This is a genomic window from Streptomyces sp. NPDC031064, assembly GCF_055570965.1.
In genome coordinates this window covers 352,914-374,641 of record NZ_JBVIGF010000001.1, presented here as the reverse complement: position 1 = coordinate 374,641, position 21,728 = coordinate 352,914, and the positions used below count along the sequence as shown (strand labels likewise).

The 21,728-nt window shown below is 70.7% G+C and carries 14 protein-coding genes; 11 read left to right on the top strand and 3 right to left on the bottom strand.

All coding sequences use genetic code 11. The annotated features are described in order from the left end of the window. The first annotated feature begins 2 nt into the window (after window positions 1-2). Complete coding sequence (locus ACZ46W_RS01525; protein WP_468329574.1) at window positions 3-428, top strand: ATP-binding protein; 426 nt, start codon at window positions 3-5, stop codon at window positions 426-428. 114 nt (window positions 429-542) lie between these two features. On the opposite strand, the gene ACZ46W_RS01520 is transcribed toward ACZ46W_RS01525, so the two are convergent. Further along, window positions 543-5,474, bottom strand: a complete 4,932-nt coding sequence (locus ACZ46W_RS01520; protein ID WP_468329571.1) for an FG-GAP-like repeat-containing protein — start codon at window positions 5,472-5,474, stop codon at window positions 543-545. Window positions 5,475-5,869: 395 nt separating this feature from the next. On the opposite strand from ACZ46W_RS01520, the gene ACZ46W_RS01515 reads away from it, so the two are divergent. Both ACZ46W_RS01515 and ACZ46W_RS01510 read left to right on the top strand, forming a co-directional pair. Next, window positions 5,870-12,973: a polymorphic toxin-type HINT domain-containing protein gene (locus ACZ46W_RS01515; protein WP_468329568.1), complete on the top strand. Its 7,104-nt coding sequence runs from the start codon at window positions 5,870-5,872 to the stop codon at window positions 12,971-12,973. Further along, the gene (locus ACZ46W_RS01510; RefSeq protein ID WP_468329565.1) at window positions 12,970-13,329 is read left to right on the top strand and encodes a hypothetical protein; all 360 of its coding nucleotides are present in this window, start codon (window positions 12,970-12,972) and stop codon (window positions 13,327-13,329) included. The genes ACZ46W_RS01515 and ACZ46W_RS01510 overlap by 4 nt, the downstream gene beginning before the upstream one ends. A 128-nt stretch (window positions 13,330-13,457) precedes the next feature. On the opposite strand, the gene ACZ46W_RS01505 is transcribed toward ACZ46W_RS01510, so the two are convergent. Next, a complete protein-coding gene (locus tag ACZ46W_RS01505; RefSeq protein WP_468329562.1) occupies window positions 13,458-14,219 on the bottom strand; it encodes an AfsR/SARP family transcriptional regulator in 762 nt (253 codons plus the stop codon). Window positions 14,220-14,368: 149 nt separating this feature from the next. Continuing rightward, window positions 14,369-14,566, bottom strand: coding sequence for a hypothetical protein (locus ACZ46W_RS01500; protein ID WP_468329559.1), 198 nt, complete (start codon window positions 14,564-14,566; stop codon window positions 14,369-14,371). A 201-nt stretch (window positions 14,567-14,767) separates the two neighbouring features. Between ACZ46W_RS01500 and ACZ46W_RS01495 the strand changes: the two genes are divergently transcribed. From ACZ46W_RS01495 to ACZ46W_RS01460, 8 genes are read left to right on the top strand one after another with little or no spacing between them, the layout of a single operon-like run. After that, window positions 14,768-15,331 carry a Pvc16 family protein gene (locus ACZ46W_RS01495; protein ID WP_366126452.1) on the top strand — a complete coding sequence of 188 codons (564 nt, stop codon included), beginning with the start codon at window positions 14,768-14,770 and terminating at the stop codon, window positions 15,329-15,331. Continuing rightward, window positions 15,328-16,059 carry a carboxypeptidase regulatory-like domain-containing protein gene (locus ACZ46W_RS01490; RefSeq protein WP_468329556.1) on the top strand — a complete coding sequence of 244 codons (732 nt, stop codon included), beginning with the start codon at window positions 15,328-15,330 and terminating at the stop codon, window positions 16,057-16,059. The genes ACZ46W_RS01495 and ACZ46W_RS01490 overlap by 4 nt, the downstream gene beginning before the upstream one ends. A gap of 11 nt (window positions 16,060-16,070) precedes the next feature. Further along, window positions 16,071-18,335 (top strand): phage tail sheath C-terminal domain-containing protein, encoded by a 2,265-nt coding sequence (locus ACZ46W_RS01485; protein WP_468329553.1) that lies wholly within the window; start codon window positions 16,071-16,073, stop codon window positions 18,333-18,335. A 34-nt stretch (window positions 18,336-18,369) separates the two neighbouring features. Next, complete coding sequence (locus ACZ46W_RS01480) at window positions 18,370-18,825, top strand: phage tail protein (RefSeq protein WP_468329550.1); 456 nt, start codon at window positions 18,370-18,372, stop codon at window positions 18,823-18,825. A gap of 1 nt (window position 18,826) precedes the next feature. After that, window positions 18,827-20,350, top strand: coding sequence for a phage tail sheath family protein (locus ACZ46W_RS01475; protein WP_468329547.1), 1,524 nt, complete (start codon window positions 18,827-18,829; stop codon window positions 20,348-20,350). Continuing rightward, window positions 20,347-20,865, top strand: coding sequence for a phage tail protein (locus ACZ46W_RS01470; protein ID WP_366126085.1), 519 nt, complete (start codon window positions 20,347-20,349; stop codon window positions 20,863-20,865). Before ACZ46W_RS01475 ends, ACZ46W_RS01470 begins: the two co-directional genes overlap by 4 nt. 5 nt (window positions 20,866-20,870) lie before the next feature. Further along, entirely contained in the window at window positions 20,871-21,056 is a 186-nt protein-coding gene (locus ACZ46W_RS01465) for a putative phage tail protein (protein WP_366126084.1), read from the top strand. Further along, the gene (locus tag ACZ46W_RS01460) at window positions 21,053-21,724 is read left to right on the top strand and encodes a CIS tube protein (protein ID WP_366126083.1); all 672 of its coding nucleotides are present in this window, start codon (window positions 21,053-21,055) and stop codon (window positions 21,722-21,724) included. The genes ACZ46W_RS01465 and ACZ46W_RS01460 overlap by 4 nt, the downstream gene beginning before the upstream one ends. Window positions 21,725-21,728: the final 4 nt, after the last annotated feature.

The window sequence follows — 21,728 nt, the reverse complement described above, 5'->3', positions numbered from 1 at the left end:
CCATGACGCTGGACTCCGCCGGGGGCCCGCCCGGCATCGGTGAGGAACTCCTGCTGCACCGCCGCTTCGGCGGCGCGGACATCCCCCGGCTGCGCGTTCTGGTCGAGGGCTACGCCGCCGTGTCCGGACTCCCGGAACCCCGGCGCGGCGACTTCGTCGTGGCCATGGACGCCGTGGCCGGGAACGTGGTGCAGCACGCGGGCGGCCACGGGGTGCTCGTGCTGGCCAGGACCCCGAAGGAACTGGAGTGCCGGGTCAGCGACCGGGGGCCCGGTTTCACCGAGGACGTCATCCCCGACCTGGCCCCCGGTCTCAACGGCGCCTGCCACGGGCGGGGCCTGTGGCTCACCCGCCTGATCACCGACCGCCTCACCATCACCCCGGGCCCGGACGGCAGCACCGTGACGTTCGCGATGCGGCTGGGCTGAAGCGGCGGGGCCGACGGATACCGCGCCGCGCCGGACGCACCACTGCCGGGCACCCGCGAAGGGGGCCCGGCAGTGGTCGTTCACCGGTCGCGCCGGCTCGTCACCGGCCCGGCGTCACCAGGTGCCCGGCTCCGCGTACCAGGAGCGCTGCGGGTTCTCGAACGTGCCGTCCGCCCGCGAGGGGAAGGTGAAGGCGCGGGTGGACCCGACCGCGTAGTTGTACATGATCAGGACGTCGGCGCGGCCGTCGCCGTCGGCGTCGCCCGAGAGCGGCATGCCCGAGCTGCTGGCGTACCAGGACTCCGGCTCGGACTTCCAGCCGGCGACCGGGGCGCCGAAGCCGCCGTTCGCGTTCGCCGCGAAGGTGAACAGCCCCGTCACACCGCCGTCGTACCGGTACATCGCCGCCACGTCGGCGCGCTTGTCGCCGTTGTAGTCGCCGCTGGTCAGCTCCACACGGTCGCGTTCCCAGTTGCCCGGCTCCGCGTTCCACGACTTGACCGGGTGCTCCAGGGTGCCGTCGGCCTTGGCGGGGAACGTGAACAGGGCGGCGGCGCCGGTGCTGTAGCCGTAGAAGGCGATCAGGTCGGCCCGGCCGTCGCCGTTGGCGTCGCCCATGGTGTAGCGGGCGTTCTTCGCCCACCACTTGCCGTCGCCCGAGTTCCAGCCGCGCACGGGGTTGTCGAAGCCGCCGTCGGCGCGGGCGAGGAACTTGTGCACGCCCATCTGGCCGTCGTCGTAGTCGTAGACGGCCGTCAGGTCGCTGCGGCCGTCACCGTTGACGTCACCGGCCTGGAGTGAGACGACCCGCTCCATGTACCAGCTCTTGGCCGGCAGCGCCGCGCTCTTGACGGGCCGGAACCCACCGTCCTTCTGGGCGAGGAACGACCACATCGCGACCGTGCCGTCCGCGTAGCCGTAGAACGCCACGACGTCGGCGAGCTTGTCGCCGTTGACGTCCCCGGCGGTCCACTTGGCGCGGGCCGCGTCGAAGCTGCCGCGGCCGCTCGTCCAGGCCTCCTTCGGCGGGCGGACGCCGCCGTCGGTGTCGGCGGTCAGGACGTGGATGCCGGTGGACGCGTTCCCGTAGTCGTAGACGGTGATCATGTCGGTGCGGCCGTCGCCGTTGACGTCACCGGCGAGGTCCGTCCGCAGGTGCGCGGTGCGGTCGTCCGGCTTGTGCTCGGTGGTCGTGCCGCTCGTGCGGTTCCAGCGGACGTAGCCGTTCTCGAAGTCGGCCCGGACGCCTCCGGTCACCTGGTACTCGCCGGACGTGGGGAAGCCCAGCCAGCCGTTCTCCGACTTGAGCTCGGTCCACTTGCGCATGATGGCGTTGTGGACCGGCCACGCGCCGGTCGCCTTGCTCCAGTAGATGGACGTGCTGTACGTCTCCTCGTCCCGGAAGCGGAACCGCTGGTACGCGCCCGCCTTGGGAGTGGTGGCCTTCTCGTCGTCCATCGGGTAGCCGACGCGCTGGGGGCCGCCCAGGGCGAGGTAGCGGGTGTAGATCGCGCCGTGCACCTCATGGGCGCCGATGCCGGGCGCGTAGTAGACGGCGCTGCCCTTGCCGGCCTTGCTGAAGGTGCTGAACCGGCCGACGCCGTCGCTGGTGGGACGCTCGTCGGAGGTCGGGTAGCCGAGGACTCCGCCCTCGCGGCCCATCTCCGTCCACTTGGCCCAGATGGAGCCGTGCACCTCCCAGGCACCGGTCTCCGGGCTCCAGTAGATGGACCGGTTGTTGGCGGTGGTACCGGGCGCCTGGAAGTGCGTGTACCGGCCAATCTTGTCCGGTGCGGTGACGACGTCCGTGCCCGGGTGGCCGAACCCGGCCGGGCCGCCCAGCGCCTTGTACTTGGCGAGGATCGGTCCGCACAGGGTGTGCTTGCCGGTGGCCTTCGACTCGAAGGACTCGCACGTGCCCCACGGGGTGCCGCCGGTCACCAGCGGGCGGGCCGGGCCGAAGGCGGAGCCGTCGGCGAACGCCCTGCCCGGGAACTCCACCGCGCTGCCCTGCCCGTCGCGGGACCACAGGTCCGGGAACCCGTCGCCCTCGAAGTCGCCGTTCGTGGCGAGGTGCGGGTACGCGGTGCCGGTGAAGCCGCTGCCGATGGACGTGGCGCGCACGGCCGGGTCGGCGTACACGGTCAGGTCGGCCGCGGTGACGTCGTCCTGGACCGGGTTCTTCCGGCTGGTGTACTGGTGGACCTTGCCGCTCTTGACGTCGCGGGCCCACAGCTCGGGCAGGCCGTCGCCGTTGAGGTCACCGGGCGCGAGGAGCGTCATGTTCTGCCAGTCGGCGTTGCCGAGGGACACCGGCTCGACCTCGTCGATGAGCGGGCTGCCCTGGCTGCCCAGGTAGAGCCAGAGCTCGGCACCCGCCTTGACGAGCAGGTCGGGCGCGTCGTTGTCGTCGACCCTGCCGTCGGCGTTGTCGTCGTTGACACTGCCGATCGTCAGCGCCTGGTCGGCGTTCTTCCAGTGGTTGGCCTCCTCGACGGCGACCTCCAGCGGCCAGCGGCCGGTGTCGGCGCCGCCGAGCTCGCCGTCGCCGCGGTTCGTATAGACCCACAGCTCCTTGACGGCCGGGTCCTCGACGCCGGGCCGCAGGGCGACGAGGTCCTCGTAGTAGTCCTCGTTCCAGCTCCCGCGGTGGGTGAGCTGCGCGTCGCCGAAGGACTCCTCGTCGGCCTGGCGGCCCACCCCGAACTTGCCGTTGCCTTGGCCCGGGTGGACCCACAGGGCGCCGCTGCCCGGGTCGACGGACCACACGTCGACGGTGGTGTCGCCGTTGAGGTCGCCGGGCTTGTCCCGCTGCGGGGCGCGCGTCGGGTAGAAGAGGTAGGTCTTCAGGTCGGACCGGTTGCCCGCCGCGTCGAGGCTGCGGACGTACAGGTACTGGGGGCCGGCGTTGAGCGGCTTGTACGTCACCGGCTCCTTCGCGGGACCGCCGGGCTTGGAGGCGTCGACGAACCGCTCACGGGTGTCGGAGTCGGTCCACCAGACGTACTTGACCACGTCGGTCACGCCGCCCGCGGAGAACTGGAACTTCCCGTCCGTGCGGGCCGGGTTGCCGTCCTTCTCCTCGGGGAACTCGGCGGACGTCACGCCCGGCAGCTTCGAGGGGCGGGTCTTGTCGAAGGTGAAGACGCACCGGCCGGCCCAGGGGCCGTTCGCGGTGCCGTCACTGGCCCGCACGTCCCACCAGTACGTTCCGGACTTCAGGTCCTTGGTGGGGATGCGCAGGCTCGCGACCGAGCCGCGGCTCGCCTTGACCTTGGCGACTTCGGGGGAGGAGTCGCCCTGGGGGGCGTAGTGGAACTCGGCGACGAGGTTGTTGTCCTCGGCGTCGTTCACCTTCGCACGCAGAGTGACGTAGTCGGTGGTGCCGAAGGTGCCGCCGGTGCAGGGCACGGACGGGTCGGTCGACAGACCGCTCGGCTTGGACGGAATCGTGTTCAGGTACGTCGACACGCGCACCGAATGCGGGTCGAACTTCCGCCAGGAAACGTCGATCTCGGAGCTCTTCGCGGACAGCACGAAGGCCCAGGAGCCCCATTTCTCCTTGGCCGCCTTGCTGATCGCGTCGGTCACGTCGAATTCGACGAGTCCGGCCTTGTCGGCGGGGCAGTTTCGGCCGCCGAAGGATTCACCGGAGGAATCCACTAGGGCGCCCCATTTGGGCTGCCTGTTCCAGGTGATGTTGGTCGGGAGGGTCTTGCCGATCGTGTGGACCCGGACGGCGCCGGATTTGCAGGACCAGGAACCGGCGTGGGTCTGCTTGATCCGGAGCGTCGACCGGATGATCTGCTTGTTCCAGGTGTTGGAGGTGGAGATCCGGAAATACGTGTTCGCCCGGACCGTTCCACCGCGCTGGGTGTCGTTGGAGACACCGACCCGCGCGAAATCGGAGTTGGTGCCGCCGTTCCAGTAGACGGTGTCGTCGGAATTGGGGTAGGCGGTGTGCTTGTACGCGAGGGACCAGGCGTTCTTCCAGGCGTCCTTCGCCCATACCGGGTCGATGACGACCGGGAAGACGGTCCCGGGGTCGCTCAGCAGTTGCCTGTCCGGGCGCAGGGTCAGTGCCCGGTCCGTCAGTTCGACGCCGAGGCCCGCCTGGCGCGAGCCCTCGGTGGCGCCGGCCAGCGTCTCGGCGAGCGGGCGCGGCGCCGCGTCGGCGGTGGCGGTGGCGGGCGGGGCGGCGGGGGTGGTGGCCGGGGTGGTGGTCGCGGGCGCGGCGGCCGGGGTGGTGGCTGTGGGTGCGGCGGCGGGCGCAGAGCGGGCCGTGCGGGCCTTGGCGGAGCCCTTAGAGGCGCTCTTCACGGCTCCCTTCGCGGCGCTCTTCACCGTGGGCTCGGCGGGCGGCGCCGCGGCCGGGTCCTCCGAGCCGGCCGAGTCCCACATCCGCGGCCGCGGCGCGGAGAAGACGGCCGTGCCGGTCGGGTCGAGGGCCTCCAGCCGGCCGTCCGCCCCGGCCTTCAGGTCCAGGCCCTTGCTCGTGTAGCCGAAGGTGATGGCGTTCAGCGCCGGGTTCTTCGCCGCCTCGGCGTTCTTCACCACGAGTGCGTGGGAGAACGAGTCCACGTCGACGGTGGCCGTGAGGTCGACGCCCGGCAGCACATTGGGGTAGGTGGCCGTGTGGCCGGAAAGGACCGGCTCGGGGAGCTTCCCGGGCCAGGAAAGGGACACTTCTCGGCCATCCCGGACCATGGTGGCGAAGGCGCCGTCACCACCGCCGGAGAACGAGACGGACATTCCGGTGGCCCTGGGCGCGACCCGGCCGCCGTCCGTCTCGGAAAGACGGGTGTCGACGGGGACGAGCCTGCCGTTCTGCCGCACGCGGACGGGGATCAGCGCGCGTTCCACGGTGAACGTTCCATCCGGGTTCGCGAACGTCTCGTCCGTCTCGGTGCGTTCGGAGACGATCTCGACGCGCTGGCCGGTTTTCGCCGCCTTCTCCACGGCCGCGTCGGTCTCCGTGCGCCGCTGTTCGGCCAGTGTGGCGCCGGAACGCTCCGACGCCGGGGGTTCGGCCGCGCCGGCGGCCACCGGTGAAAGGGTCACCATTCCCGCGGAAAGCGCCATCAGCAATACCGCTGACATTGCCTTTCCGGTTGTTCCCCCCGGGTCGCCCGCGACCCGTCTCGGTATGTTTCTCATACGGTTTTCTACCGCCCGTTTCCTTGCGGTGCATTGGTCGATGTGCACGGGATGACGGCGCACAGGCATCCGGTGTGAAGCATTCCGGTTTCCCCGCCCTCGCACCTCCGTCGCTCACTGTGACGAACGGTGGACGCGCGCCCCCCAACCGTGCTTTCTAGCAGGCCGGATGGCCCGAACGCGAGCCAAGTGCGGAGGCGCGGACGGGGGTGGGCGCCTGGCTGAACCCGGTGGTAGCTTTCGCACCGACTGTTTTTCACGGGGGATGAACTGGGGAAATCTCTATGCCAAGACCACGTGGGCACAGCCATGCCCACAGACGAATACGTACGGCGATACGCTGGTCACTGCCGGCGCTCGCCACCTCGCTTCTGCTGACCGGACTCCCGGCCCTGACCCCGGACGCATTCGCGGCCGGCGGCGAACTGCCGGAGTTGCAGAAGCTCGTGAACGTGCCGGGCAAACCGGCCAAGGGGGGTTCCGGGGGGAACCCGGTGCCGAAGCGGACCTGGACCGGGTCCCCCTCGGTGACCTGGCCGGCCCCCGGCTCCGCGGAGGTGCGGCTCGCGGCGAAGCCCACCGCCAAGCCCGCCACCAAGACCGGCGCCAAGCCCACCGCCAAGCCCGCCGCCCCGGCCTCGCGCGTGCGCGCCGGCTCGCTGCCGGTCAGCCTGGCCGCGGCCCCGCAGGGCCGTACGGCGGCCCAACAGCCCGTCACCGCCCAGGTCGAGGTCGCCGACCGCGCCGCCGCCGACAAGGCGGGCGTCGACGGCGTCCTGCTCAAGGTCCACCGCACCGACCGGGCCCCGGCCTCCGCACCGGTCCAGGTCGAACTCGACTACAAGGGCTTCCGCAACGCCTACGGCGGCGGCTGGGGCTCGCGCCTGACGTTCGTCGCGATGCCCGCGTGCGCGCTGACGACACCGCAGAAGGCCGAGTGCCAGACCCGTACGCCGGTCACCACGGCCAACGACCCGGCCAAGGGCACCCTGACGGCCACCGTCCAGGCGCCCCCGGCCACGGCCACGGCCACCGGTGCCCGTACGGCGTCGGTCACGTCCGCCCGGGCCGCGGCAGCGCCGCGTGCCGGGGCCGTGGTGCTGGCCGCGACGGCCGCGCCCAACGGCCCGTCCGGCGACTACCGCGCCACCTCCCTGAGCCCCTCGGGCTCGTGGCAGGCGGGCGGCTCCTCCGGTGACTTCACCTGGTCGTACCCGATGGAGATCCCCTCCTCGCTGGGCGGCCCCGGTCCCACGCTGGGCCTGAGCTACTCCTCGGCCAGTGTCGACGGCCGCTCCTCGGCGTCGTCGCAGCAGAGCAGTTGGGTCGGCGACGGCTGGGACACGGGCGCCAACTTCATCGAGCGCCAGTTCGTGCCCTGCTCCAACGACCGCAAGGAGGGGTCGGGGTACAACAACCCCAAGCACCCCACCGGTGACCTGTGCCAGGGTCCGCCCGTCGTCACCCTGTCGCTGAACGGCAGCTCCACGCAGCTCGTCCTGGACGACAAGACGAAGAAGTGGGTCCCCGCCAGCGACGACGGCTCGCGCGTCGAACTCCTCAAGGGCGCCGCCAACGGCGACAAGGAGAAGGAGTACTGGCGCGTCACCAACGAGGAGGGCGTGCAGTACTACTTCGGCATGGACCGGCTGCCCGGCTGGGCGTCCGGCAAGGCCGAGACCAACTCCGCCTGGTCGGTGCCGGTGTACGGCAACCACCCGAACGAGCCCTGCCACCAGGCCGCGTACGCCAACTCCGTCTGCGACCAGGTGTACCGCTGGAACCTCGACTACGTCGTGGACCTGCGCGGCAACGCCATGACGTACTGGTACGGCAAGGAGCGCAACCACTACGGCTCCAACGTCACCCGCGAGGGCAAGTCCACCAACCGCGGCTACGACCGCGGCGGCTGGCTCAAGCGCATCTCCTACGGCCTGCGCAGCGACGACCTGTTCGCCACCGCCCCGGCCCAGGTGGTCTTCGAGGTCGCCGAGCGCTGCGTCAGGACGACCACGTTCGACTGCGCCGAGAACAAGCTCACCTCCGAGGCCAAGTGGGAGGTCACCCGCAACTGGCCCGACGTGCCGGCCGACCAGCTCTGCGCCGAGGGCAAGGACTGCAAGGACCGCTACGCGCCCACGTTCTTCACCCGCAAGCGCCTGACCTCCATCACCACGGAGATCCTCAAGGACGGCAAGCACCAGCCGGTCGACACCTGGACCCTCACCCAGGACTTCAAGTCCACCGGTGACGGCGGCGTCGCGGGCGACTACCCGCTGTGGCTGGGCGCCATCCAGCACACCGGCAAGAACGGTACGCCGGTCTCGCTGCCCGCGGTGACCTTCCAGGGCAAGCAGTTGCCCAACCGCGTCGACAACGACAGCGACGGCAACCCGCCGTTCCTGCGCTGGCGCGTGGAGACCATCCAGACCGAGACGGGCGCCCGCATCGCCGTCGAGTACGCCAAGCCCGAGTGCTCGACGGAGACCAGCCCGAAGAAGCTCCCCGCTGCCGCGCACACCAACACGATGCGCTGCTACCCGGTGATCAACGAGGTCCCCGACCCGACCGACGAGACCGGCCTGAAGAAGAAGTACTTCACGGACTGGTTCCACAAGCACCGCGTCGACGAGGTCCGCGAGGAGGACAAGAACGGCACGTCGCCGACGAAGGTCACGACGTTCCAGTACCTCGGCGACCCGGCCTGGGCCTACGACGACGACAGCGAGCTGCTCAGCGAGAAGGCCCGCACCTGGTCGCAGTGGCGCGGCTACGAGAAGGTCCGCACCCTCGTCGGCACCGCCCCGGACAAGCGCTCCCAGGTCGAGACCGTCTACTTCCGCGGTATGGACGGCGACAAGCTCCCCACCGGCAAGCGCGAGGCCAAGATCAAGGACAGCGAGGGCGGCACGGTCGACGACCACCGCCTCCACGCCGGCCAGGTCCGCGAGTCGCTGTACTACGACGGCGAGGGCGGCGCCCTGAAGTCCGCCACCCTCTACACCCCCTGGGTCCGCGGCCCCACCGCGACCCGCAAGCGCACGGAAGGCGCCGAACCCCTCCAGGCCTGGATGGGCGGCACGACGAAGATCGCCTCCCGCACGGTCCTGTCCGACAACCGCGGCCAGCGCCGCACGGCCGTCGAGCACGCCTACGACAGCCGGGGCCGGGTGGCCCACACCACGGACCACGGCGACCTGTCGAAGACCGACGACGACACGTGCACCCGCTACGAGTATGTCGACGACGCCGACAAGCACGTGTACACGCCGCAGAAGCGGATGGAGGTCCTGACGAAGGCGTGTGACGCCAAGGACATCGGGCGCCCCGCCGATGTGGATACCGACAAGGTGATTTCCTACGACGCTGCCTACAACGTCACCAAGGTCGAGTCGCTCGCCGACTACAAGGACGGCAAGCCGGTCTACCAACTGGACGCCTCCTCCACCTTCGACAAGCACGGCCGCGTCACCTCCGCGACGGACATCCACGACAACACCATCCGCACGACGTACGTCCCGGCGGCCGGCTCCCTGCCGGTCAAGACGGTCGTCACCAACCCCAAGGGCCACACCGAGACCACCGAGCTCGACCCGGGCCGAGGCCTGGCCCTCGCGAAGGAGGACGCCAACAAGCGGCGCCAGGTCCTGGAGTACGACGCGCTCGGCCGCCTGGTGAAGACCTGGTCGCCGGACCGCGACCCGGCCACACAGATCCCGGACGCCGAGTTCAGCTACTCGGTCTCCCCGGACAAGCCCGTCGTCGTCACGACCAAGAAGCTGCTGGAGCGCGGCAACTACCGGCTCACCTACGACATCTACGACGGCGCGCTGCGCCTGCGGCAGACCCAGCAGCCCGCGCTCGACGGCGGCCGGGTCATCACCGACTCCTTCTACGACAGCCGTGGCCTGCTCTGGAAGGAGAACGGCGCCCACTTCAACGACAAGGACCCGTCCCCGGAGCTATGGGTCTCGGACGACAACAAGGTGCCCGCGTCGACCCGCACCGAGTACGACGGCCAGGGCCGTCCGGTCGCCACGATCGCCCGCAAGTTCGGCGAGGAGACCTGGCGGACCACCACCACGTACGGCGGTGACTGGATCGCGGTCGACCCGCCCAAGGGCGAGACCCCGACCATGGCGATGGTCGACGCCCGGGGCCGCAAGACGGAGCTGCGCCAGTACAAGGGCGACGGTCCGTCGGGTGCGTACGACCGCACTCGGTACACCTACGAGCGCCGGGGGCTGCTGGAGTCGGTCACGGACCAGTCGGGCAACGTCTGGTCGTTCACGTACGACCTGCGGGGCCGCCTCCAGGAGTCCAAGGACCCCGACAAGGGCACCACGAAGGCCACGTACGACAAGGGCGACCGGCTACTGACCAGCACGGACGGCCGTAACCCGGCGAAGACGATCGCGTACGCCTACGACGCGCTCGGCCGGATCACCGGGACGTACGAGGGGTCGCTCAAGGGCCGCAAGCTCACCGAGCAGACGTACGACACCCTGCCGGGCGCGCTCGGCATGCCCGTCGCCGCAACCCGCTTCGTGAACGGCAACGCCTACACCCAGGCGGTCACGGGTTACGACTCCGAGTACCGGCCCACCGGAACGAAGCTCGTCATCCCCGAGTCCGAGGGCAAGCTCGCCGGCGAGTACGCGTTCGGCAGCACGTACACCAAGACGGTCGGCCTGCCGCAGACCATCACCCATCCGGCGGTCGCCGGCCTCCCGAGCGAGCGCGTGTCCGTCGCGTACAACGGGTTCGACGTCGTCAACTCCATGGCGGTCGCGGGCAAGACGTTCGTGGCCGGTACGGAGTACACGCCGCTGGGTGACGTGCTCCGCACCCGGGTCGGCCCCGCCGGCAAGCAGCTCATCACGAGCCGCGAGTTCGACGAGCAGACCCGCCGCCCGCTGCGCACGGTCTTCGACCAGGAGGTCGGGACGACGGGCACGGCCCGGATCAGCGACGTCCGCACCGCGTACGACGCCGCCGGCAACATCCTGAAGATCACGGACGCCCAGGGTGCCAACCCGACGGCGGCCACGACGGACACGCAGTGCTTCACGTACGACTACCTGCGCCGGATGACGGAGTCCTGGACGTCGGCGAAGGCCGACGACTGCTCCACCCCGGCGGGGCCGGGCGCCAAGCCGCAGGTCGGCGGCCCGAACCCGTACTGGACGTCGTACACGTTCGACGCGGCCGGCAACCGGAAGACGGAGGTCAGGCACGACGTCACCGGTGACATCACCAAGGACGTCACCCGCGACTACGAGTACGCCGAGGGCTCCACCACCACCAGCAAGCTCATGAAGGTCCGCACCAAGGGACCCGAGGGCGAGCGGGAGGACTCCTTCGGCTACGACGCCGCGGGCAACACCACCAAGCGGACGGTCATGGGCACCACCCAGGACCTGGTGTGGGACATCGAGGGCCGCCTGGAGAAGGTCACCGAGGGTACCGGTGACAAGGCCAAGTCCACCGAGTACGTCTACGACGCGGGCGGCAACCGCCTGATCCGCCGCGACCCGAACGGCACCACCCTGTACCTGCCGGGTACGGAAGTCCAGCTCGACAAGGCCGGCAACGTCGTGAAGGGCACCCGCTACTACCAGCACCCCGCCGGCCCGGCGATGGTGCGGACGGCGGAGGGCGGCAAGGTCACCACGGCCTACCTGCTGTCCGACCACAACGGCACGGCGACCACGGCCGTGGACGCGACGACGGGCGCGGTGACGCGCCGCGCGTTCACCCCGTTCGGCGAGCCGCGCGGCCAGAAGCCGTCGATATGGCCCGGCGAGAAGGGCTTCGTCGGCGGCACGATGGACGAGTCCACCGGTCTCACCCATCTCGGCGCACGGGAGTACGACCCGGCGCTCGGGCGCTTCATCTCGGTCGACCCGATGATCGACGTGTCCGAGTCGCAGACGATGAACCCGTACGCGTACGCCAACAACAGCCCGGTCACCTTCAGCGATCCGTCGGGCGAGTTCTGGGGCTTCTTCATGAAGCTCTTCAAGCAGGCGATGGCCGCCTACAAGAAGGCCCAGGCCTCGCTGTCCGGTGGTACCCCTCCCGCCCCGTCCAGGCCGACGCCCAGCGTCAGCAAGAAGGACGTCGAGCGGGCCAGGTGGCTGAAGAAGCAGTCCAAGATGGACATGGTCATGCACGTGGCCAAGGAGGCGGTGAAGGAGGCCAGCGGCTACAACGACATCGTCGACTGCCTCAACGGCTCCGTCGGCACGTGCGCGATGCTCGTCGCGGAGGCGGCCATCCCGTTCGCGGGCAAGGCCAAGCGTCTCCTCAAGGCCCTGGACAAGGCATGGAGCGCCTACCGCAAGTGGGAGGACGAGGTCCGCTGGGCCACCGGCATCATCAAGCGCTCCGACGCCGATGCCAAGGCCATGGCCAAGTACACGGAGGACATGGCCGAATGGAAGAAACAGGCTGACGCGGCCAAGGCGGCCAAAAAGGCGAAAGCCGACGAAGTCGAGGCCACAGCCGCCAGGAAGGCAGACAGCAACGGTGACGGCGGCGGGGGCGACGGCTCCCGCGGCGACAGTGACGGAGCGGCCGGCGAGTCCTGCCGGGTGAACAGTTTCGCTCCGGAGACCGGCGTCCTGATGGCCGACGGCACCACGAAGGCCATCAAGGACGTCAAGCCCGGCGACAAGGTCGTGGCGAAGGACCCCAAGACCGGCGACACGGCGGTCAAGGAAGTCGCCGCGGTCATCGTCGGCAAGGGTTCCAAGGACCTGGTCGAGATCACCATCGACACGGACGGGGAGAAGGGCGACAGGACCGCCGAAACCACCGCCACCGACGGCCACCCGTTCTGGGTGCCGGAGCTCGGCACATGGGTGAAGGCCACGGACCTGGAGCCGGGCGACCGGCTGGAGACGGCCACGGGCAGTCGGGTCCGGGTCACCTCGGTCAAGCGCTGGACGGAGCCGGCGACGGTCCACAACCTCACGGTCACGGACATCCACACGTACTACGTGGTGACCGGGCCCGTGTCCGCCCTGGTCCACAACTGTGGTGAGCGGACCTATGAGGCGGGCGGCAAGCACGGCACGGAGGCCCGGTCCTCCTCGCGCGGGGAGAACAGCGCCGAGCCGAAGGACGGCCAGGGCGCTCTGGACAACTCCGTCCAGATCAAACCGACGTCGCCCCGCCGTGTCGGCATCGACCCGACGAACGGCGATACGGTGATCCTCGACCGGACGCGGGAAGTGCCCTGTGGCTGCGGCAAGGTGGAAGGCGGAACGAACGAGGTCTTCCACGGTCACGTGCGGACCGACATGGATACCGACCCGGGCATGCAGAAGGCGAAGAACGCTCTGAAAAAGGCGGTCAAGAACGGGACGGTGAAACGCCCATGAACCAGATGAGCCCGCCGGGCTCCGAGGAGTGGCGAGCGGCGATGCTGGCCGACATCTCGGGCGGGGACACGGAACGGGCGACCAGGGCCCTGCTGGCCCTGACCTACGAGGACCCGGACCGGGAACGCGTCGAGGACGTCCTCGTGGGCTGTCTCGCCCCGGACGCCGACCCCCAGGTCAGGGCGCTGGCCGTGACCTGTATGGGGCATGTGGCCCGGATTCACGGAGCCGTCGGCGACCGGGTCGTGGCCCTGCTGAACCAGCTCCTGCGCGATCCCGTGCTGGGCGGCAGGGCTGACGACGCCCTGGACGACATCGCGTCCTTCGCCGAGGGGCGTCCCGGCACCGCCGGGTGACCCGGGGGCGGGGCCCATGCCGGCCCCGCCGCGGCGGCCGCACACCGAGGCCCGGTGGCCCGGGCGGATTCATCTCCGCCCGGGCCACCGGGCCTTCGCGTTGCCGTCGCCTGTCCGGGTGCGCGGGGTCAGGCAGTGGTGGACGGCTCAAGCCGGGCATGCTCGCTGTGCTCAGGGTCGCGCAGTGGCACGAGGGCCCTCAGCGAGGATGAGGGCTCCAGCCCGAGTTCCTCCAGGAGGATGCGACGGCATTGTTCGTATTGACGCAGGGCCGCGCCCCTATTTCCGGCGGCCAGGTGTGCCTTTACGAGGACCCGGTGGGCACTTTCCCGCAATGGTTCGGTACGAACGGCCGCGAGTCCGGCGGCGACGGCTTCGCCATAGCGCTGAGCGGAAGTAAGCCGCTCGGTCATCGCTTCCAAAGCATAAAGGCGGAGCTGATGATACTGCTCCTGCTCGATCAACATCCAGTCATTTTCCGGCCATTCCGGCAGTAGGTCCGCGGAAAGCTTGGACAACGTCTGCATGGTGAGGATGTCGTCGCACGGCCGGGAACTGTCGAGCAGCCGGTGGGCGTGTGCCACCGCCTCGTGCAGGTCCACGGCGATGTGCCGGGAAAGCGCCAGCTCACGTGCGGACACGTCAATGATGGGATGGCCCGTCTGCGCCGCTCGCCATAGCGACGACCGCAGGTTCGCGCTGGCCCGTGACGCCGTGACGTCCGGCCAGAGGATTCCGGCCACGTAGGCCCGGGACCGTGGCATGTCCTGCAAAGCCAGGAACGCCAGGAGCCGTTGAGTGCTGGAGCAAACCGGAATACGCGTGTGGTCGACCGCGAGTGTGAAGCCCTTGAGGAGTCTCAGGGTAATGAGATGTGCCTGTCCGTTCATCGACGCCCCCGGTACCGATGTCGGTTAGGTGAACTATCGGCTCGGCTCATTGAATTCTCGGAGCCATGTTACGGGCAAGTTATGACCGCAGGTTCGACTCTTTAGTGGTACGGGCGTCACAACGGAATCAATGGAACGTCGCCGGAACGTCACCCGTCGCGTTCCAGCAGCTCATCGAGCCAGGCGCGGACGGCCAGGAGGACGTCGGCGGTCCGGCACGCCGCCGCCGGAGGCGTCTCCTCCCCGTCGACGGTCTGGAGGATGCGTGCGCGGAAGCCGTCCGGCCCGCCGCCTTCCACCCACACCCGGACTATCAGGACACCGGACCGCGCTGAAGGGGTCTCCATGGGGACCGAGTGTCCCTCACGGGTGTCACCCCGGCGTCGTCGGTCCGTGTCCGGTGACGTCATGGCCCGTGGCGCGGACGCACCGGTGACGCTGGTGCGACGGGTGAGTCGCGGACGGATCACAGGGGACTGTTCATCCTCTCGGCATACGTGGTCAGGGCACGCCGGGCCTAGGGGGGCTTCGCATTGGGTGACTTCGGTGTGATCGCCGACGTCTCGTCGGTCATCGTGAGCACTCTGACGCAGTCCCTGCGCGGGCTCAGCCAGGTGGAACCGCCGATCGCGGAACTGAACGACCTCTCCGAGACGGTGCAGACGCCACCGCCCAAACTCACCGTGTTCCTCTACGAGATCGCCGAGGACCCCACCTCGCGCAACCGGCCTCCGGTGCGCTCCCAGCCGCCCGGCCCGCCGACCACCCGCAAGCCGCCGATGGCCCTGCTGCTGCGGTACCTGATCACTCCCTGGGGCGGCGACCAGACGACCCAGCACCGCATGCTCGGACGCGCCCTCCAGACCTTCTACGACGACGCGATCCTGGACGGCGCGCAGTTGTCCGGCGGCCTGGCCGGCAGCACCGAATCCCTGCACCTCACCCTGACACCGCTGACCCTCGACCAGAAGTCCTGGGTCTGGTACGCGATCCAGAAGCCCTACCGGCTCTCGCTGAACTACGAGGTCCGCGTGGTCGACCTGGACTCGGCCGTGGAGACGGCGGTGCGGCCGGTGCGGAGCCGGACCATCGAGGGGACGGCCACGCCATGAGCGCCTTCATGCCCCTCAGCCGGTCGACGCTCTACAGCCCCGTCTGGCTGGTGCCGTTCGACGACCACGTACGCCGGGTCCACACCGCGGGCGTGGAGGCGCGCCTGGACCGGTTCGACGAGGCCGGCGGCCGCTGGCTGCCGCTGGACGACCGGGCGGTGCGCACGCCCAGCGGAGTCATCGCGTACCCGGGACTCGGCAGGCGTGCCGAGCCGTGGGCGGCCCGGCCGGAGCGCCACCGGGTCCGTCTCACGGCCGCCGGCTGCCGGCCGCTGTACCCGGCCGACGGGGAGCCGTTCTCGGCCGGCCTGGTCGGCGTCGAATTCCTGGCGCACCCCTGGAACGACGCCCACCCGCCCGCCGTCGAGGCGACCCCACGACTGGTCCGCATGCTGCCGGCGACCGCCTACCCCTACCGGCCGGGCGCGCGCACGGTCCACGGCGTCGTGCTGGACGCCACCACCGGGGCACCCGTGGTGAACGCCCTCGTCGAGGCCAGGGGACGCACCAGCCAGGACCTGACGCCGTGGCACGAACGCACCCTCTGCGACGACCGGGGAGCCTTCCGGCTCTCCCTGCGGTGGGAGGGGGAGAGGGCATCCGAGCACGCGGTCGAGGAGACCTTCCGCATCGAGGCCACCGAGCGGCCGGGCCGGACCGGGTCGCTGGCCGTGCACCTGCCCCAGGACGCAGAGCGACAGCACGTCATCGAGATCCGCGAGCAGTGAGGAGCCCATTCATGGCCGAGTACCTGAGCCCCGGGGTCTACGTCGAGGAGATCGACGCGGGGCCACGGCCGATCGCGGGGGTGAGCACGAGCACCGCCGGGATGGTCGGCGTCACCGCTCGCGGCCCGTACACCGGCAAGCCCAAACTGGTCACCAACTTCCTGGAGTTCCAGAACACCTTCGGCGGCTTCCTGCCGGAGCCCGACGTGTCCGTACGGGACGCGTGGGCGAACAACCCCTCCGAAGGCGGCCGTTGGTGGCTGTTCCCGCTGGCCGTCAAGGGCTTCTTCGACAACGGGGGCCAGCGTCTGTACGTCAAGCGGGTCGCCAGCGGGGGAGCCCGGGCGGCGTCCGGCTCCCTGGGCCAGGGCCTGGTCAGTCCGATCACCGCCGACGCGGCGCGCGGCGCCACCCGCCTCCAGCTCGGCCACCTGATCGGCTTCACCGGGGCCGGGCAGCAGATCCAGGTCCTCCGCGGCGACGACCAGCAGGCGATCCACACCGTGACCGTCTCCGGCTACGACATGACCACCCGCCGCGTCACCCTCGCCCAGCCGCTGCCCGCCGAGGTCAGGAGCTCCCGGGGCGACTACGTCCAGATCGGCGAGCGCGCCACCGAACAGACGCTGCGGTTCGCCGCGGTGAGCCCCGGCACATGGGGCGGGGGCGTCCAGGTCCGGGTCCAGCCCATGGTCGGCGCCGCGCTGCCGGTGCTGCCCGAGCCGCGGGAGGGCGGCCTGTTCGTCACCCGCCTGGTCGCGGACGCGGCCGAGAACAGCGAGACGGCCGAGGTGGCCGCGGTCACCGGGCTCGACCCCGACGACCTCCCCGCCGACGTGTGGGTGCAGATCGGCCCCGGCCGGTTCAAGGCCCAGGTCGGCCAGCCGGCCGACGGCAAGGTCACGCTCACCTTCCCGGCGGGCACCACGCACGACGCCTGGGAGACCGGCCTGACGGTGCGCCGGGTGCGCCGGGGCAACACCGCGACGGGACGCACCCTGCGGATCGGCGGCGCGAGCAGGCTGTACGAGGGCGCCGTCGTCCAGCTCGACGACGGCACCGCCCTGACCGCGGTGGGCGTGGAAACGGTCAACGGCGACACCGTCACCTTCGACCGCGACGTACCGGGCACGTTCTTCGAGACCGACCGCATCCACCTGATCGAGGCGGAGGTCAGCACCCGGTTCACCGACCCGGGCGGCGCCACGGTCGCCGAGACCTTCGGCAACCTGCGGTTCTCGGGCGACACCCCGGCGAACCTGACCACCGCCCTGGAGAGCCGCTCCCAGCTCGTGCGGGCCACCGCGCTGCCCGGCCTGTCCACCGACCCGGCCAAGTTCCCGGTGCCCGCGATCGGCTCCTGGCTCACGCTGGAGGGCGGCGACGACGCGTACGAGTCCCTGAGCGTGGCCGACTTCGTCGGCACCGACGGGGGCAGCGGCCGGCGCACCGGCATCGTCGCCCTGGAGGACATCGACGAGGTGGCCGTCTGCGCCGTACCCGGCATGTGGTCGGGCACCGTCGAATCGAGCCTGGTCACCCACTGCGAACTGCTCAAGGACCGGTTCGCGATCCTCGACCCGCGCGACGGCCTCGACACGGAGGGCATCCAGGCGTTCCGCGAGCCCTTCGACACCAAGTACGCGGCCCTGTACCACCCCTGGCTGGTCACCCGCGACCCGGCCACCAACCGCGACGTGGAAGTGCCGCCCTCCGGCCACATGGCCGGCATCTACGCCCGGGTGGACGTGGAACGCGGCGTCCACAAGGCGCCCGCCAACGTCGTCGTCCGGGGCGTCCGGCAGGCCGACGGCTTCGCCCAGGACATCACCCGGCGCCACCAGGACCTGATGAACCCCAAGGGCATCAACGCGCTCCGGTACTTCCCCGGGCTCGGCCACCGGGTGTGGGGCGCGCGGACCCTCTCCTCGGACAGCTCCTGGAAGTACGTCAACGTCCGGCGGCTCTTCCTCTACCTGGAGGAGTCGATCGACGAGGGCACCCAGTGGGTGGTCTTCGAGCCCAACGACGAGTCGCTGTGGGCCCTGGTCCGCCAGACGGTCTCCGACTTCCTCACCACGGTCTGGCGCAGCGGCGCGCTCGCCGGCAGCACCCCTGGCGAGGCGTTCTTCGTCGCCTGTGACCGCACCACGATGACCGAGGACGACCTGGCCAACGGCCGTCTCATCTGCGTCATCGGCGTCGCACCGGTCTTCCCCGCCGAGTTCGTGATCTTCCGGATCCAGCAGAAGACCCGCGAGAGCCAGCTCACCTGAGCACCACCCGACCAAGGAATAAGGAGAGGCCGCCATGCCGCCTGCGGTCAGGGACGACCCGTACGCGTCCTACAACTTCCGCATCATCGTGAGCAACGTCAGCAACGACGGTGTCGCGGTGAGCGGGTCCTTCACCGAGGCCAGCGGCCTCGAACTGGAGCTCCCGCCGATCGAGTACCGCAACGGGAGCGAGGACATCACCGTCCGCAAGATCCCGGGGCTCAAGAAGTACACCAACCTCACTTTCAAGCGTGGCATCACCGGACACGTCGACTTCTGGAGGTGGGTCGTCAAGGCACTGGAGGGCACGGTGCAGCGCACCTCCGGCCAGATCGAGCTCCTCGACGAGAACCGCAATGTGGTCATGCGCTGGAACTTCAGCCGCGGCTGGCCGACCAAGTACACCGGCCCGACCCTGAGCGCCACCAAGAACGAGATCGCCATGGAGACGCTCGTCATCGCCGTCGAGAAGCTGGAAATCGAGACCTGACATGACCCGTGAAGCGCTTCCTGGGGTGACCCTCACGTCCGCACCGCGCGGCTTGGAGGCCGAGCCGCTGCGCACCGACGTGGCGGCGTTCCTCGGCCGGCTCCGCCGGGGCCCCGTCGGTGCCCCGGTGCGGGTGGAGAGCTGGAACGACGTCGTGGGCACCTTCGGCCCGCCCCCTGGCCCTTCCGGCCGGGGCGACCACCAGGACGGCGCCTTCGCCACCCCGTACGCCCTGCGCGGCTTCTTCGAGAACGGCGGCCGCACGGCCTGGGTGGTGCGCGTTTCCGGCCCGGCCGCCACCGCCCGCGCCCGGTGGACGGTCGGTCCGCTGAGCGGCTTCCCCGCCACCCGCTACCGGGCGGTCGCCACCAGCCCCGGCGCCTGGGCCAACGGCGCGCACGTCGCGATCCGCTACCAGGCCAGCACGGTCGCCGGGCCGCCGACGCTGAGCGTACGGGTCACCGTGCCCGGCGAGCCGCCCGAGGCGTTCCCCGGTCTGCCGCTCCCCGAAGCGGCGGACCGGCTGGCCGCGTCCCGCTTCGTCCGGCTGGTCCCGGACGGGCCCCCGCCGAAGCCCGGCCGGCCCGGCCCGATCTCGATGTCCTGGGACCTGACGCTCACCGGCGGCACCGACTCCGCGCCCACCCGCGACGCCTACGAGGACGCCATCGCCGTACAGGCCGAACTCCCCGAACCGGCGCTGGTGGCGCTGCCGGACCTCGGCACGGACCTGACCGGCGGCACGCACACCGACGTGGTGCTCGGCCTGCTGCGCGGCGTCGCCCCGCTGCACGACCGCCTCGCCGTCCTGGACGTACCGCCCGGGCTGTCCGCCGTGGACGAGGCGGTCGGCTGGGTGCGGTCGCTCACGTCGACCGGCGACAACGCGCTCCTGGCCTGCGCGGCCGTCTACCACCCGGCGCTGCGCACCCCCGACGGGCACGGGCTGCGCACCGTCCCCGCCTCCGGGCACGTCCTCGGGGTCATCGCCCGCCTCGACGCCGAGCGCGGGGCGCACCACACGCCGGCCAACGCCGTGATCCTGGAGGCGGTCGACCTGGCGGACCAGTTCCCCGAGCCGCAGCAGGTGCGGCTGTTCGACGCGGGGGTGGACCTGGTGCGGTGCACCCGCGGACGTGGCCTGATGGTGTGGGGCGGACGCACCCTCTCCGCCGACCCCCGCACCCGCCACATCGCGCACCGCCGGCTCGTGCACCTCCTGGTGCGCGCCATCCGGCGGGTCGCCGGCCCGCTGGTGTTCGAGGCCAACTCACCCGAACTGCGCCTGACGCTGGTCAGGGCGGTCACCTCGGTGCTGCTCTCCGCGTTCCGGACCGGGGCGCTCGCCGGGGCACGGCCCGAGCAGGCGTTCCGGGTGGTGTGCGACGACACCAACAACCCGCCCGAGCAGGACCCGGGGCGGCTCGTCTGCGAGATCGAGGTCGCCCCCGCCGTACCCATGGAGTTCATCCGGCTGCGACTCGTACTCGGCCAGGACCGGGGCCTGGAGGTGATCGAGGCATGAACCAGGACCCGCTGCCGAAGTACCGCTTCCTGGTCACCCTGGACCCCGGTGACGCCTACCTGCCGTCCGCACAGGCGCTGCTGCTGCCGCTGGTCGCCTCCGGCGCGTTCCAGGAGGTCGCCGGCCTCGGCGCGCAGTTGGAGGTGACGAGCTACCCGGAGGGCGGCCGCAACGACTCGGTGCACCAACTGCCGGTGCGCCACTCGTGGAACCGGATCACCCTCAAACGCGGCGTGGTCCGCGACCCGGGCCTGTGGGACTGGTACCGCGCCGGGCTCGCCGACTCGCTGGGCGCCCGCCGCGACGGCGCGGTGATCGTGCTCGGCCCGGACGGGACGCCCGGCGCGGCCTGGGCGTTCCACGGCGGCCTGGCCGCCAAGTGGACCGGCCCCGACCTGCACGCCGAGCAGAACGCGATCGCCATCGAATCGCTGGAGATCGCCCACGAGGGACTGACCAAGGTCCTTCAGGACACCGCCGCGAGCGTCCTGCCGCGACCGAACCGAGGGAGGTGACCGACGTGCCGAAGGTGACCATTCACCATCTCGAAGTGCGTTTCCAGGTGGACGGCGACGACGGTGCCGTGTTCACCCGCCTGTTCAACAAGCACATCCAGGCCTGGTCGAAGCTGTACGAGGACGCGTGCGCCCGCGCCAGGCGCACCGAGGCCGAACGCGGCTTCGGCGACGGGGAGGGCCGGCCGTGAGCGTGACGCCCGTGTCCTTCGCCCGCCAGGGCGCGGCCCAGGCCCACCTGGAGATCGTCCGCCCGGTGATCGCCGACGAGCGGCGGCGGCGCATCCCGCTGCGGTTCAACCCCACCGACTACAAGCTGAGCAAGGCCAACACCTTCGCCGAGATCACCATCCCCGGCCTGGAGACCCCGCCCCTGCAGTACGTGCGCGGCGGCACCGAGACCCTCACCGTCCAGGCGCTCGTCGACACCTCCGACACCCTGGAGAACGTACGGAAGACCTACGTCGACGCCCTCCGCGACCTGCTGCGCCCCGACAGCCGCGAACACGCCCCGCCGGTCGTGCGGTTCGTCTGGGACGAAGAGGTCTTCACCGGTGTCGTGGAGAAACTGGACGTCAACTACCAGCTCTTCCGGCCCGACGGCGTACCGCTGCGCGCCATGCTGGACCTGACGCTCAAGGAGTTCCGGCCGGCCGCCGTGCAGGTCGCCGACACCCCGCGCTCCTCGCCCACCGTGGAGAAGAGCTATGTGGTGCGCCGCGGCGACACGCTCAGCTCCATCTCCAGCGCCCTGTACCGGCGGCCCGACGCCTGGCGTGAGCTGGCACGCGCCAACGGCATCACCGATCCACGTGACCTGCGGCCGGGCCGGGTGCTGACCGTGCCCCGGCTGCCGTGAGGAG